General features: G+C 64.2%; 15 protein-coding genes. 7 read left to right on the forward strand and 8 right to left on the reverse strand.

From position 1 onward, the window contains the following. Positions 1 to 105: 105 nt before the first annotated feature. Genes IAE37_RS26535 through iacA form a run of 7 tightly spaced genes read right to left on the reverse strand, consistent with a single transcriptional unit; the run spans position 106 to position 5,702 of the window. Entirely contained in the window at positions 106 to 603 is a 498-nt protein-coding gene (locus IAE37_RS26535; RefSeq protein ID WP_201178418.1) for a flavin reductase, read from the reverse strand. A gap of 11 nt (positions 604 to 614) precedes the next feature. Continuing rightward, a complete protein-coding gene (locus IAE37_RS26540) occupies positions 615 to 1,574 on the reverse strand; it encodes a PDR/VanB family oxidoreductase (protein WP_201178419.1) in 960 nt (319 codons plus the stop codon). 47 nt (positions 1,575 to 1,621) lie between these two features. Then, complete coding sequence (locus IAE37_RS26545) at positions 1,622 to 2,362, reverse strand: SDR family NAD(P)-dependent oxidoreductase (protein WP_201178420.1); 741 nt, start codon at positions 2,360 to 2,362, stop codon at positions 1,622 to 1,624. Positions 2,363 to 2,372: 10 nt separating this feature from the next. After that, positions 2,373 to 2,849 carry an aromatic-ring-hydroxylating dioxygenase subunit beta gene (locus tag IAE37_RS26550; RefSeq protein WP_201178429.1) on the reverse strand — a complete coding sequence of 159 codons (477 nt, stop codon included), beginning with the start codon at positions 2,847 to 2,849 and terminating at the stop codon, positions 2,373 to 2,375. Further along, positions 2,849 to 4,132: an aromatic ring-hydroxylating oxygenase subunit alpha gene (locus tag IAE37_RS26555; protein ID WP_201178421.1), complete on the reverse strand. Its 1,284-nt coding sequence runs from the start codon at positions 4,130 to 4,132 to the stop codon at positions 2,849 to 2,851. Before IAE37_RS26555 ends, IAE37_RS26550 begins: the two co-directional genes overlap by 1 nt. Positions 4,133 to 4,151: 19 nt before the next feature. Then, positions 4,152 to 4,514: an IacB protein gene (locus IAE37_RS26560; RefSeq protein ID WP_136914303.1), complete on the reverse strand. Its 363-nt coding sequence runs from the start codon at positions 4,512 to 4,514 to the stop codon at positions 4,152 to 4,154. Between the two features lie 18 nt (positions 4,515 to 4,532). Continuing rightward, the gene (gene iacA, locus IAE37_RS26565) at positions 4,533 to 5,702 is read right to left on the reverse strand and encodes an indole-3-acetate monooxygenase (RefSeq protein WP_201178422.1); all 1,170 of its coding nucleotides are present in this window, start codon (positions 5,700 to 5,702) and stop codon (positions 4,533 to 4,535) included. Between the two features lie 49 nt (positions 5,703 to 5,751). On the opposite strand from iacA, the gene IAE37_RS26570 reads away from it, so the two are divergent. Continuing rightward, complete coding sequence (locus tag IAE37_RS26570; protein ID WP_201178423.1) at positions 5,752 to 6,108, forward strand: hypothetical protein; 357 nt, start codon at positions 5,752 to 5,754, stop codon at positions 6,106 to 6,108. A gap of 110 nt (positions 6,109 to 6,218) precedes the next feature. On the opposite strand, the gene feaR is transcribed toward IAE37_RS26570, so the two are convergent. After that, a complete protein-coding gene (gene feaR, locus IAE37_RS26575; protein ID WP_201178424.1) occupies positions 6,219 to 7,115 on the reverse strand; it encodes a transcriptional regulator FeaR in 897 nt (298 codons plus the stop codon). A 156-nt stretch (positions 7,116 to 7,271) separates the two neighbouring features. On the opposite strand from feaR, the gene IAE37_RS26580 reads away from it, so the two are divergent. The 6 genes from IAE37_RS26580 to IAE37_RS26605 all read left to right on the forward strand — a co-directional run. Then, the gene (locus IAE37_RS26580) at positions 7,272 to 8,204 is read left to right on the forward strand and encodes a LysR family transcriptional regulator (RefSeq protein ID WP_201178425.1); all 933 of its coding nucleotides are present in this window, start codon (positions 7,272 to 7,274) and stop codon (positions 8,202 to 8,204) included. Between the two features lie 125 nt (positions 8,205 to 8,329). After that, positions 8,330 to 9,613, forward strand: a complete 1,284-nt coding sequence (locus tag IAE37_RS26585) for an aromatic ring-hydroxylating oxygenase subunit alpha (RefSeq protein WP_201178426.1) — start codon at positions 8,330 to 8,332, stop codon at positions 9,611 to 9,613. Then, complete coding sequence (locus IAE37_RS26590) at positions 9,613 to 10,089, forward strand: aromatic-ring-hydroxylating dioxygenase subunit beta (protein ID WP_201178430.1); 477 nt, start codon at positions 9,613 to 9,615, stop codon at positions 10,087 to 10,089. The genes IAE37_RS26585 and IAE37_RS26590 overlap by 1 nt, the downstream gene beginning before the upstream one ends. Before the next feature lie 10 nt (positions 10,090 to 10,099). Continuing rightward, positions 10,100 to 11,059: a PDR/VanB family oxidoreductase gene (locus IAE37_RS26595; protein WP_201178427.1), complete on the forward strand. Its 960-nt coding sequence runs from the start codon at positions 10,100 to 10,102 to the stop codon at positions 11,057 to 11,059. Positions 11,060 to 11,170: 111 nt separating this feature from the next. After that, positions 11,171 to 12,415, forward strand: coding sequence for an OprD family porin (locus tag IAE37_RS26600; protein WP_201178428.1), 1,245 nt, complete (start codon positions 11,171 to 11,173; stop codon positions 12,413 to 12,415). Between the two features lie 22 nt (positions 12,416 to 12,437). Continuing rightward, on the forward strand, positions 12,438 to 13,106 hold a 669-nt coding region (locus tag IAE37_RS26605; protein WP_236410184.1), incomplete at its 3' end, for an MFS transporter.

Here is a 13,106-nt window from a genome sequence, read left to right on the forward strand (position 1 = left end):
AGGCCATTGTAGGAGCGGGTTCACCCGCGAACACCGGCGTAGCCGGTGCCATGCACCGCGTTGGATTCTTCGCGGGTAAACCCGCTCCTACAGGTGGTGCAGGTGTCAGCAGGCCTTGGAGTCTTCGCAAACCCGGTGGTAGGCCCGGTTGAAATACACCAGCCCATCGTCGGCACCGCCATGGCGGATGTCCTGGATCTCGCAGTAGAAAATGCTGTGCGAACCCACTTCATGCACCTGGGCGATGCGGCAGTCGAAGTTCACCAACGCCTCCTGCATCACCGGGGCGCCACTCTCCAGCACGATCCAGCCGGTGGTGGCGAAGCGCTCGTCCATGTTCAGGTTGCGGTTGGCGAAGGCGCCCGACAGTTCCTGGTGGGTGCCGGCCAGCACGTTCACGCACAGCGCGCCGTTGGCCTTGAACTGCTCGTTGGAGTACGACGAGCGGTTCATGCACACCAGCAAGGTGGGCGGCGAATCGGTCACGCTGCACACCGCCGAGGCGGTGAAGCCGAAGCGCCCGGCAGGGCCATCGGTGGTGATGACCGACACGGCGCCACCGAGCATCGCCATCGCATTGCGAAATTGGGTTACGTCTACCATGGTCATTCTCCTCAGATGTCCAGCACCAGCTTGTTGGTCTTGGCCCGCGAGCAACACACCAGGATCTGGTCGTTGGCGGCCTTTTCTTCATCGGTCAGGTACACGTCGCGGTGGTCCGGTTCGCCTTCGAGCACCTCGCACATGCAGGTGCCGCACACACCCTGCTCGCAGGAGATGTCGATCTTGATGCCGACCTGGGCCAGGGCATCGAGAATGGTCTGGCCTTCGGCGACCTGCACGGTCTTGTTGCTGCGCGCCGCGACCACTTCGAAACCGCCACCGCTGGCGTCCACTTCCACCTGGAAGTACTCCTTGTGGATCTGCGCCTCGTCATAACCTTGCGCGCGCGCCCCGGCGATCACCCAATCCATGAAGCCCGAGGGCCCGCAGGTGTACATGTGGGTACCGGTGTCGGCCTTGCCGAGCACGGCGGCCAGGTCCAGGCGCTGGGCGGCTTCCTCGTCGTCGAAATGGGTGACCACCCGCTCGGCGAATGGCGCCTTGGCCAGCTCATCGAGAAACGCGCTGCGGCTGCGCGAACGCCCGCAGTAGTGCAACTCGAAATCGGCGCCCTGGCGGTGCAGGGCGTGGGCCATGGCGATCATCGGGGTGATGCCGATACCGCCCCCCAAGAGGATCGAGCGACGGGCATCTGCCGCCAGCGGGAACAGGTTGCGCGGCGCGCTGATCTGCACCTCGCGGCCTTCGTGCAGCGAATCGTGCACCTGCACCGAACCACCGCGCGACGCCGGGTCCTTCAGCACCCCCAGGCGATAGACGGACACCTCGGCAGGGTCGCTGCACAGCGAATACTGGCGCACCAGGCCGGGTGCCACATGGATATCGACGTGCGCGCCGGCCTCGAAGGCAGGCAAGGCGGCGCCATCGGCACGCCCCAGGTCGAGGACGACCACGTCGGCCCCTTGGATCTCGCGCTTGCGCACGACTACGTTCAACAGTTCTTCATTCATGGCCGGTGCCTCGGGTTACCAAAGGGGCGCCAGGCGCCCCGAAAAATTCAACGCATGAACAGGCCGCCGTTCACGTCCCAGGTCGCCCCGGTGGTGAAGTAGGCTTCGGGCCGTGCCAGTTGCACGATGAGGTCGCCAAGGAAATCGGCATCGCCCAGGCGCTGTACCGGAATGTTCGCCAGCAGGCCCTGGAGCCGCTCGGCAGGCACAGCAGCATGCACCGCCGGGGAATCGATGGGGCCAGGGGCGATGGCGTTGACCGTGACCCCGCGGGTGGCGAATTCCTTGGCGAAGATCTTGGTCAGGGTGACGATGGCCCCCTTGCTCGCCGCATAGTGCGCGCCGGTGGCGGTGCCGCCGTTCTGCCCGGCCAGCGAGGCCATGTTGATGATCCGCCCGTAGCCGGCCTCGGCCAGGTGCGCACCGAGTACCTGGCAGCCGAGGAACACGCTGCGCAGGTTGAGGCCGACCACGGCGTCGAACTCTTCCGGGCTGATCTGCATCAGCGGCGTGGTCTTGGTCACAGCGGCGTTGTTGACCACCACGTGCAGGGCACCGAAGTGCTCAAGCACCTGGGCCAGGGCCTGCTCGAAGTCGGCCTTGCTGCCGACATCCAGTTTCACCGCCAGGGTGCGTCCGCCCTGCCCTTGCAGCTGCTCGGCGGCGGCCTGGGCCAGGCCCAGGTCGCGGTCCGAGACCACCACATCGAAGCCGGCAGCCAGCAGCCGGGCGCAGAAGCGCTGGCCCAGGCCCTGGCCGGCGCCGGTTACCAATGCGACTTGGTTCATGGCGCGCTCCTCAGAGGATGTAGCCGATACCGGCAAGGGTATCGTCGCTGTTGATCAGGCTGATCACCTTGCGGTGGATCTTGAAGCCGCCTTCGGCCCGCACCAGGGTGTAGGTCAGGTCGGCGCTGTAGTGCTTGAGGCTTTCCTTGCGAAACTCACGGATGTTCTGCGCAGCGCGCACGGTGACGTTGACGCCGTCATCGCCGAGTACGCGGATGCGCGAAATCGTGCGCACCGTGCGCGGTTGCGGGCTGGTGGAGATCGACTCGCCGCCGATCAACCGCTGCACGCGCAGGCCGCGCATGTGGTGATCGTCGTAGGCGTAGTTGAGGGTGTTCTCGTAGTCGGTCTCTTTCGGATCGATCGGGATGATATAGGTCCCTTTTTCGGTCCACAGGCTCAGCCAGGTGTCGTATTCACCATGGTCGAGCATGTCGCCTTCCTGCCAGATGAACGCCGTCACTTCATTGAACAGATTGAGGTTCATCATTTGGCCTCCGCGGTCATCATCTTCTTCCACTGCTGGTACGCCGCACGCATGCCGGTTTCGGCGCTGACGTCGGAGATCAGGCCATCGGCGCTGGGCTTTTCACCCGGCAGGCCACGGTTGAGCATGATCCACAGGTTCTCGCCGGCATTGGCGCCTTTCTGCACCCGCTCCCAAGCCTCGGAGTCGTCCGGGGTGCCGAAGCCCATCGGCCCCTGGAAGTGTTCGTGCAGGCGCAGGCGGTAGCGGTTGGCCGCGGCCGGGCCGCCGTCCATGGTGATCACCGAGTGATGGATCTCGGTCTCGGTCACCGAGATCGGCTGCAGCACGCGGAAGAACGCCATCGAGCAGGCGACGTTGGGGAACAGGTTGAGGTTGAAGCCCGAACCGCCGACCGCGCGGACGATCCGGCGCACCTGCTGCTCCTCGATGCCCTCGTCACGCAGTTCGGCGGCCAGGGCCTCGAAGCGCTCGGGGATCGGCTTGTCGAGGTCGGCTTCGAGGTCGACCAGTTCGGGGATCATCACCATCACGCTGTGGCCGTTGCCCAGGTCTTCGACGTAGCCGGGGCCCTTGACGAAATCGAACAGCTCCAGGGTCTGCTCGTCGACCGAGGACAGGAAGCTCTTGTGCACCAGCGGGAAGTGGTAGGCGTCGGTGGTGTTTTCCAGCTGGATCTTCCAGTTGCCGGGGAAGCGGAAGCGGTGCTCGCCCGGGACCTTGATGCCGTAGCCGGCGCCCTGCTTCATGAACAGGTCCATCCACTTCTTGGCCGCGCCGAGGAAGTCTTCGAGTGGCTCGATGTCGTCCTTGAAGGTGGCGAAGACCATGCCGGCGTAGCTTTCGGTACGCAGGCTGACCAGCGGCAGCTCGGCCTTGTCGATGCAGTCGCCGTAGCTTTCCGGGTGCGGAATGCCGCGCAGCGAGCCGTCGAGGGCGTAGCCCCAGCCGTGGTAGGGGCAGACGAAGCTGTTGGTCTTGCCCTTCTTGTGCTCGCAGACCGTGGCGCCGCGGTGGCGGCAGCGGTTGAGCAGGACGTTGATGCCTTTCTTGCGGTCACGCACGACGATCACCGGCTGCTTGCCGATGTAGGTGGTCTTGTAGCTGCCGGCGTCGGGGATTTCGCTCTCGTGGGCGACCCAGATCCAGGTGCTGTGGAAGATCTTTTCCAGCTCGGCGTCGAACAGCGCCGGGTCGGTGTACAGGGACGTATGGACGCGGTCGGCCTGCACCAGCTCGGCCGGGTCCACTGCCAGGTTGATGGCGGGAATCAGGTTGCTCACGGGGTATTCCTCTTGTTCTTCAGGCGCGCTGGATGATCAGTTCGCGGCCGACACGGGCCTCGACCTTGGCGTAGCGCCACAGCTTGTACGGCCCCTCGCCTACCGCAGTGGTGCGGAACAGGTTGCAGGCGGCGTGCACGGTTTCGATGTCCGGCACGTCGGCCAGCAGGTACGTGGTCCAGGGGAAACCGTCGGACGGGCCGACCATGCTCTGGTCGTCGTCCATGTTGCCCAGCACGCTGACCCCGGCCAGGTCGTGGATGCCGTTCCACATGGCGCTGAAGGCGGCCCACACCTGCAGTTGCTCCTCACGCGGGGCGTCGAAGAAATTCTGGTTGATGCCCATGCAGAACAGCACGCGCAAGGCTTTCTTATCGCTCATGACAAATATCCCTGAAAATTAGAGGTAGCCCGGGAGGGGCTGTTTACCGAAGAACATCGCTCCGGCGTTCTGGTAGGTGACGTCGCCCATGAAGGCGTGCTGGGTGACCACCTGCGCATCGTTGACGCAGCGGGCCAGCGGGCTTTCGTTGTAGATGCCGGTCATGCCCGAAAGCATCTGTGCGCTGCGCGCCACTTCGGCGGCCACGCGGGTGGCGTGGGTGGAAGACAGCCGCAGCAGATTGGTGGCCTCGACCGGTACCGGATCACCGGCCAGTACATGCGCCCAGGCCTGCTCGATGGAGTCGTAGAAGAACGCCCGCGCCGAACGCAGCGCGGCCTCGGCCTTGGCCACATCGACCTGGGCCAGGGGGCGGTCGGCCAGCGCCGGAGCGCCAGTGACCGAGATGCGCCCGCTGGCCATGCCCGAGAGTTCGTCCAGCGCGGCGCGTGCCACGCCCAGGCCGACCACCGACAGCACCTGGGTAGCCAGCGACAGCGATGGGTAACGGAACAGCGGCTCGTCGAGGTTCGAGCGGCCACCGCGCACGAAGGTCCACTCCTCGCCCACCACCACGTCCTCGACCACCACGTCATGACTGCCGGTGCCCAGCAGGCCCACGGTGTCCCAGGTTTCCTCGATCCGGGCCTGGCTGCTCGGCATCACCGCCAGGCGTGGCAGGTCGAGCTTGTCGCCATTACGCGGGGCGATGCCCACGCCGATGATGTCGGCGCCCATCGAACCACTGGAGTATTTCCAGCGGCCATTGACCTTGAAGCCACCGTCCACGATCTCGGCCGGCTGTGGCGGGAAGATGCCGCCGGCGAACACCGTATCGGGGCTCTGCTGGTAGACCTTGGCGATGGTCTCCAGCGGCAGCGCCGCCAGATACACCGGGCTCATGCCGAAGCTCGCCACCCAGCCGGCGGAGCCATCGGCGTGGGAGATGCGCTCGATCATTTCGCAGAACTGGGCTGGCGAGCATTCCAGGCCACCGAAGCGGCTGGGCACCAGGGCGCGGTACACGCCATGGGCCTTGAAGGCATCGATCACATCGCGGGAAATGTGGCGCTGGCGATCGAATTCGCCGAGGCGAGCACGATCACGAATTCCTTCGAGCAAGGCTTCGAAGGCAGCACCGGAGGTCAGCGCCGAGGCAGGCGCGGCACGCAGGCAAAGCGAATCCATAGACTTTCTCCGTCTCAGACACGGTTTGGAACTAGAGGGCAGTAGGGAAATGGCCTGGGCCCTGAAGGGCGTTGGCGACACCGGGGACCGGTGCTGGGGTGGCTGGGCGCTCCACGCGGAAACGCCTGCCACTCTGTGTGCAGGGGCTGTGATCGGGCGGCATGGTCTGTCTCTCTTGTTGTGTTTGCCGATGGCTGAAATTTGGGATTTATTACGTGAAATGTCAATTGAATTTTCACGCTTAAAAACGAATTTTTCAGCACTAAAAATTGAGATGAATTCTCATCTTGTTTTTATATGTCTGTTTTATATGTGTTTTTTGAAAAAAAGCGTCGGCGATGTGCCGAGATTATGGAGCGGCAGATTTCTCTGGAATGATGAATGGATTACGTTACTAATCCAGTAAAAATGAAAAGTGCGGTGGGGGTTTGGCTTGAGAGTTGGGGTGTTGGGTAGATCGCGCGCCGCCCGCGCGATCCCATAGGCGCCCCATCACCACCGGCGAACTCAACGGCATCAGCCCTGGCTACGATAGCTCCGCGGCGTCACACCCAGCTGCTTCTTGAAAGTCTTGGAAAAATGCGCGGAATCGGCGAATCCCCAGCGGGTACCGATGTCGGTGATCGAGCGATGGCCGTAGGCCGGGTTGCGCAGGTCCTGGGCGGCCTTGAGCAGGCGCTCGCGCAGGATGTAACGGCAGACGCTGTCGCCGCTGGCCTCGAACAGGCGGTACAGCTGGCGGCTGGAAATTCCCAACTCTTCAGCCAGGGCGGCAGGGGTCAGCCGTGACGAGTCCAGGCGCTGCTGGATCAACGATTGCACTTCGCGCAGGTGCAGGCCAGGCGAACTGTCGCGCGCCCGGTATTCCAGCACCGAACCGAGCAAGCCCACCAGCGCGGTTTGCAGGCCATCGCCGTCTTCCGGGCAGGCCCATTGCTCGAGCTCGCCTTCGGCCACCTGGCGCACCAGGGTCGCGAGCAACTGCCCGCATGCACCGGTGGTGGAAAGCTTGCCGAAACGGCTGTAGTCGAGTTTTTTCAAGCGCTCGCGCGGTAGGTGGATGGACACGTGCGAAAACAGCCCGCGCGGCATCATTTTCATGGCCTGGGCCGAGTCGAGCAACGCCATGTCGCCTTCACGCAGGTCCATGACCTGGTCGCCCAGCTCGATGGACATTTCCCCGTGATGCTGTAACACAAGGAAACAATGTGGATCATTGTCACGCCCTGCCTCACGCCCTGAGCGGGCGATGGCACTGGCATTGCTACGGATGTGAGCGACCCGCGTGCTGCCCAGCAACGAGGGGCGAAAATCACCGATGAAAAGGCTCTGGCAATGGTCATAGCGGGTTTCGAAGCGCCCGCACACGGCGTGGACACTTTCATTCCAGACAGACATCGCATGACCACTCATGAACCACCTCCATCGAAAACACGCGCCACAATAGTGCAATATTCACGTGATTTTGGGTAACAAAAAACCTGTTGTACGATGCGCAAGCACATACCGCGCCATATTACCCATCGCCAGAATGGGAAGTTGCCCGCCGCCTGCCTTGAGGATGCCGCCATGCCCAGCCGTACCCCTGCTTCGCCCGACTTGCAGGACCACCGCTTGCGCTACCTGTACCTGAGCCACGACAAAGGCTCGATGCGCGCCGCCGCCGAGGCCTTGGGCGTGGCCACGTCATCGGTCAGCCGGCAGATCGCCCGGCTGGAGCAGGAGCTGGATATCGAACTGGTACGCCCCGGCACCCACCGCATCAGCCTGACCGCGGCCGGCGAGGCAGCGGTCGGCTACTACGTCGAACGCGTGCGCCAACATGCGCAGTTGATCGAACGCTTCGACGAACTGCGCCAGCGCCAGCAGGCCTCGACGGTGATCGCCATCGGCGAAGGCCTGCTCGGCGCCCGGGCGATCGCCTCGCTGCAGGCCTTCTTGCATGCCCACGGCGCGCACAAGGCCGAGATCATCAGTGCGCCATCGTTGGAGGTGCAGCGCATGGTGCTGGCCGACGAGGCCCACCTCGGGGTGGTCTTTTCGCCAAGCGCCACCGCGCGCCTGACTCGGTTGTTCAGCCTGGTCCAGCCGCTGCGCATGATCGTGCACCGCGACAGCCGCATGGCCCAACGCTCGACCGTCAGCCTGGCGGAAGTGGCGAGCGAATCGCTGGTGTTACCGGGTGCGAACTTCCGCGTCCGAGAGTTGGCCGATGCGGCCTGCAAGGATCAGCCGTTCGCCATCGTACCCACCCTGACCTCCAACTCGCTGGCGGTGATCCTCGACTACGTGCGCTCGGGCCTGGGCGCGACGCTGCTGGCCGAGCTGCCGATCATCGACGAGATCCGCAGCGGCACCTTCAAGGCACTGGCCATCGATTGCGAAGCGATGAACACCACCGATATCCAGATCGTCACCCGCCGTGGCCGCACGCTGGATAGCCTGAGCCGCGAGCTGGCGACGGAAATGGCCAAGGCGATGCGCATGGCCGCCAGTGCCTGACGCTGACCTGGCCCCTGCAAGTCGTTGCGCAAAACGCAACGACATTGTTCCCGCCTGTCATTGAGCCGCTCTGCCCTGCCCTTTAGCGTTGCTCACATAAGAAAACGCCCTACAGAGGTCATTCCGTGAACAACCTGATTCCCGCCATCAACCTGGCAGTGGACCCGGCCGAGCTGGTGCAGGCCGACCGCGTCCATACGTCCCTGTACACCGACCCGGCGCTGTTCGACGCCGAGCTGGAAAAGATCTTCCACAGCACCTGGATCTGGGTCGCCCACGAGAGCGAAGTCCCCGACGCCGGCAGCTACAAGACCACCTACATCGGCAAGCAGCCGGTGATCGTCGTGCGTGACCGCAAGAAAGGCATCAACGTCCTGCTCAACCGCTGCCGCCACCGCGGCGCCACGGTCTGCGAGCACAAGAAGGGCAAGACCAACAGCTTCGTCTGCCCCTACCACGGCTGGGGCTACGCCCTCGACGGTTCGCTGCGCGGCATCCCCCACCCGGAAAGCTACGGCGATTGCATCGACAAGGCCGAGCTGCCACTGGTCAGCCTGCGTACCGAAAGCTACGCCGGCATGGTCTTCGCCACCTTCAAGGACGACATCGAGCCGCTCGAAGACTTCCTCGGCGCGGCCAAGAAGTGGATGGACCTGTTCATGAAGCAGGGCGCCGGCTACGGCATCAAGGTCCCGGGCGAGCACCGCTTCCGCTTCCCCGGCAACTGGAAGATCCAGCTGGAAAACACCACCGACGCCTACCACTTCCCGCTGGTGCACAAGAGCTTCCTGTCCTCGGTCGACGAGCAGACCCTGGAGCTGTTCGATTTCGTCAAGGGCCCCGGCTACGTCGAAGACCTGGGCAACGGCCACAGCGTGATGGTGATGATCCCCGAACTGGTCGACCTCGAAGCCGACCTCGACAAGCCGATCCCCGAGCGCTTCGAGGCCCTGGCCGCCGAACTGCGGGACGAAGGCATCGAGGAGCAGCAGGTGCGCCGTATCGTCCGCGCCGTCGGCGGTTCGGGCTTCAACCTCAACCTGTTCCCCAACGTCGCCTGCTCGATGGCGTTCTTCCGCGTGCTGCAGCCGATCTCGGTCACGGAAACGGAAATCCACCACTCGGTGATCACCATGGACGGCGGCCCGGCCGCGGCCAACCGCTACCGCCTGCGCCTGCACGAGCACTTCCAGGGCCCGATGGGCTTCGGCACGCCGGACGACTCCGAGGCCTGGGAGCGGGTGCAGAAAGGCGCCAATGCCGGCGAGAACCTGTGGATCATGCTCAACCGTGGCCTGCCGGGTGAAAAGCCCAGCGCCGATGGCCTGATCTCCGACGTCAGCGCCGAAACCGGCATGCGAGCGGCGTACCAGCAGTGGAAGAAGATGATGACCGCGGAGGCCAAATGATGAACCTGCATCTGTTCAATGAAGTGACGGCGTTCATCTGGCAGGAAGGCGACATGCTCGACCACGGCGAGTACGACGGCTGGCTGAACCTGTGGACCGAAAAAGGGACCTATATCATCCCGATCGATCCGAAAGAGACCGACTACGAGAACACCCTCAACTACGCCTACGACGATCACCACATGCGCGGCCTGCGCGTGCAGCGGTTGATCGGCGGCGAGTCGATCTCCACCAGCCCGCAGCCACGTACCGTGCGCACGATCTCTCGGATTCGGGTACTCGGCGATGACGGCGTCAACGTCACCGTGCGCGCTGCGCAGAACATCCGTGAGTTTCGCAAGGAAAGCCTCAAGCACTACAGCGCCGACCTGACCTACACCCTGGTGCGGGCCGAAGGCGGCTTCAAGATCCACCGCAAGGTGATCAGCCTGATCAACAGCGACGATACCCTCGCCGGTATCGGCTACATCCTCTGAGGCCACGACCATGAGCGATCAACTGCTCGATGTGATCGTCCAGGCCCGCGAGGTGCAAGGGGGCGACGTCGTCGTCCTCGAGCTGGCCGCTATCGACGGCCAGGTGCTGCCGCGCTTCGCCGCGGGCGCCCACGTCGACCTGCACCTGGGCCCGGACCTGGTGCGCCAGTATTCGCTGTGCGGTGACCCGGCGCAGACCAAGGTCTACCGCCTGGGCGTGCTCAAGGACCAGCAGTCGCGCGGCGGCTCGCAGGCGGTGCACGAACAGCTGCAGCCCGGCACGCCGATGCGCATCAGCGCACCGCGCAACCTGTTTCCGCTGGCCAGCGATGCCAAGCGCTCGATCCTGCTCGGGGGTGGCATCGGCATCACGCCCATGATCGCCATGGCCCACGCCCTGCACGCCCAGGGCCAGCCCTTCGAACTGCATTACCGGGCGCGCTCGCGCAGCCGCTGCGCCTTCGTCGACGAGCTGCTGGCCGCGCCATTCGCAGCCTGCGTGTTCACCCACTTCAGCGATGAAGGTGCCGAGCAGCGACTGGACCTGGCCCGCGTGCTCGGCCCGGGCACCCCAGGCGTGCACCTGTACACCTGCGGCCCCACCGGCTTCATGGACTGGGTGATCGAGGGCGCCCGGCAACAGGGCTACGACGACCAGCACATCCACCACGAGTACTTCCAGGCCGAGGTCGATACCTCGGGCGACAGTTTCGAAGTGGTCGCCGCGCGCAGCGGCAAGACCGTGCAAGTGCAAGCGGGGCAAACCCTGGTCGCTGCCCTGCGCGATGTAGGCATCAAGACCGAGGTTTCTTGCGAGCAAGGTGTGTGCGGCACCTGCTTGTGCGACGTGCTCGAAGGCGAGCCTGACCACCGTGACCAATACCTGACCGACGAGGAGAAACAGAGCAACGAACAGATCGTGTTGTGCTGTTCCCGGGCGCGCAGCAAGCGCCTGGTGCTGGATATCTAACAACAACAAAAACAATACGTGACAGACAAGCGGGCCCAGACCTGCAGACCTCCTCTGCCCAGTTTCCCGACTGCCCGGACCTTGTACTGATCACACTTCCAGGATTACCCCATGGAACCGAAATGGCCGTTGCGTGCGAAATCGTTGTGCCTGTGCCTAGGCACCGTAATACCCCTGACCAGCCTGGCCGATGTGGTGGATGACAGCCACCTCTCGCTGAATTTCAGAAACCTCTACCTGAACCGTAATTTCACCAACTCCAGCGCCCCGACCTCCAAGGTTGGTAACTGGTCGCAGGGCTTCGACCTGCAGTTCGAGTCCGGCTACACCGATACCCCGCTGGCCGTCGGCCTCGACCTCAATGGCCAGTACGCCTTGCGCCTGGACTCCACGGGCAACGACGGCTCGCTGCCGTTCAGCCGCCATCGCCAGCAGGCCGCCGACGACTACAGCCGCGGCGGCGCCACACTCAAGCTGAAATACGCCAAGACCGTGGTCAAGATCGGCGATCAGAAGCCGTTCTACCCGGTGGCCTCCAACGACCCCAGCCGCCAGCTCGACACCGTCTATCAGGGCGCGGTGTTCGAGTCGCGCGACATCGACAACCTGACCCTGGTGGGTGGGCGCTTCTGGTCGATCGTCACCCGCGAGTCGTCCAACCACGAACGCCTGTACCGCTATGGCACCACGGACAGCCAGGACAGCGATGGCCTGGACTTCGTCGGCGCGACCTATGCGTTGACCCCGGACCTACAGGGCAGCTACTTCCACGGCGTGCTCAACGACATCTACAAGCAGGACTACGGCGGCATCAAGCACACCTTGCGCTTCGCCGATGGCTACCAGCTCAAGACCGACGTCGGCTACTTCAACAACCGTGAAGACGGCGCCGCCCGCAGCGGCGCGGTGGACAACCGTGCCTACTTCGGCCTGGTGACCCTGGAAAAGAGCGGGCACATGATCGGCGCCAGCTACCAGCGCATGACCGGCGACACGGTGTTCCCGACCCTCAACGGCTACGTGCCGCAACTGTGGCTGCCGAACTGGGCCAGCCTGCCGTTCATACGCCCGGACGAGCGCAGCTGGTCGGTGCGCTACGGCTACAACTTCGCGGCCATGGGCCTGCCGGGTCTGAAGCTGTTCACCCGCTACATCAAAGGCACCGACATCGACCGCGGTGCCGGCCTGTCCCGCGACCAGGAAAGCGAGCGCGACATCATGCTCAGCTACGTGGTGCAGAGCGGCCCGCTCAAGGACCTGTCGTTCGACCTGAAGAACATGCGTACCCAGCAGAAATACGGCAACGACTACAACGAATACCGCCTGATCACTTCCTACACCTGGAAGTTCTGGTGACCGGCCTGCCTGGAGATGGCTCATGAGCAACCTGAACACCAGCATCACCCGTGATACCGATCCGCGCACCATGCGCCGCATCGTCATTGCCTCGGTATTGGGCAACGCCTTGGAATGGTATGACTTCTTCCTTTACGGCACTGCGGCGGCGCTGATCTTCGCCCCGCTGTTCTTCCCCGCTGGCACCGACCCGGTGCTCGGCACCATGGCCTCGTTCGCAGGCTTTGCCGTGGGCTTCCTGGCACGCCCGCTGGGCGGCCTGATCTTCGGCCATATCGGCGACAAGGCCGGGCGCAAGAAAGCCCTGGTGATGACCCTGGCGATCATGGGCGCGGCCACCTTCGCCATGGGCCTGCTGCCCACCTTCGAGCAGGTCGGCTACCTGGCGCCGGCCTGCCTGGTGATCCTGCGCGTGCTACAGGGCGTGGCTTCGGGGGGCGAATGGGGCGGCGGCGTGCTGCTGCTCAGCGAAAACGCGCCCAAGGACCGTGTCGGCTTCTATGCGGCCTGGAGCCAGCTCGGGGTGTCTGGCGGCTTCGTGCTGTCGGCCGCAGCCTTCTACCTGGTGCAGATGCTGCCGGTCGACGACATGATGAGCTGGGGCTGGCGCGTGCCGTTCCTGGCCAGCATCCTGATCTTCGGCGTCGGCGTGTACATCCGCCGCCGCCGGCCGGGGGGGCAGGAGTTGGGG

Source organism: Pseudomonas sp. S31, from assembly GCF_016648105.1.
GTDB lineage: Bacteria > Pseudomonadota > Gammaproteobacteria > Pseudomonadales > Pseudomonadaceae > Aquipseudomonas.

Excerpts from the sequence above, each read along its gene's own strand:
- IAE37_RS26535 (WP_201178418.1), bottom strand. The coding sequence starts at position 603 with ATGGTAGACGTAACCCAATTTCGCAATGCGATGGCGATGCTCGGTGGC.
- IAE37_RS26540 (WP_201178419.1), bottom strand. The coding sequence starts at position 1,574 with ATGAATGAAGAACTGTTGAACGTAGTCGTGCGCAAGCGCGAGATCCAA.
- IAE37_RS26545 (WP_201178420.1), bottom strand. The coding sequence starts at position 2,362 with ATGAACCAAGTCGCATTGGTAACCGGCGCCGGCCAGGGCCTGGGCCAG.
- IAE37_RS26550 (WP_201178429.1), bottom strand. The coding sequence starts at position 2,849 with ATGAACCTCAATCTGTTCAATGAAGTGACGGCGTTCATCTGGCAGGAA.
- IAE37_RS26560 (WP_136914303.1), bottom strand. The coding sequence starts at position 4,514 with ATGAGCGATAAGAAAGCCTTGCGCGTGCTGTTCTGCATGGGCATCAAC.
- iacA (WP_201178422.1), bottom strand. The coding sequence starts at position 5,702 with ATGGATTCGCTTTGCCTGCGTGCCGCGCCTGCCTCGGCGCTGACCTCC.
- IAE37_RS26570 (WP_201178423.1), top strand. The coding sequence starts at position 5,752 with ATGGCCTGGGCCCTGAAGGGCGTTGGCGACACCGGGGACCGGTGCTGG.
- feaR (WP_201178424.1), bottom strand. The coding sequence starts at position 7,115 with ATGAGTGGTCATGCGATGTCTGTCTGGAATGAAAGTGTCCACGCCGTG.
- IAE37_RS26580 (WP_201178425.1), top strand. The coding sequence starts at position 7,272 with ATGCCCAGCCGTACCCCTGCTTCGCCCGACTTGCAGGACCACCGCTTG.
- IAE37_RS26590 (WP_201178430.1), top strand. The coding sequence starts at position 9,613 with ATGAACCTGCATCTGTTCAATGAAGTGACGGCGTTCATCTGGCAGGAA.
- IAE37_RS26595 (WP_201178427.1), top strand. The coding sequence starts at position 10,100 with ATGAGCGATCAACTGCTCGATGTGATCGTCCAGGCCCGCGAGGTGCAA.
- IAE37_RS26600 (WP_201178428.1), top strand. The coding sequence starts at position 11,171 with ATGGAACCGAAATGGCCGTTGCGTGCGAAATCGTTGTGCCTGTGCCTA.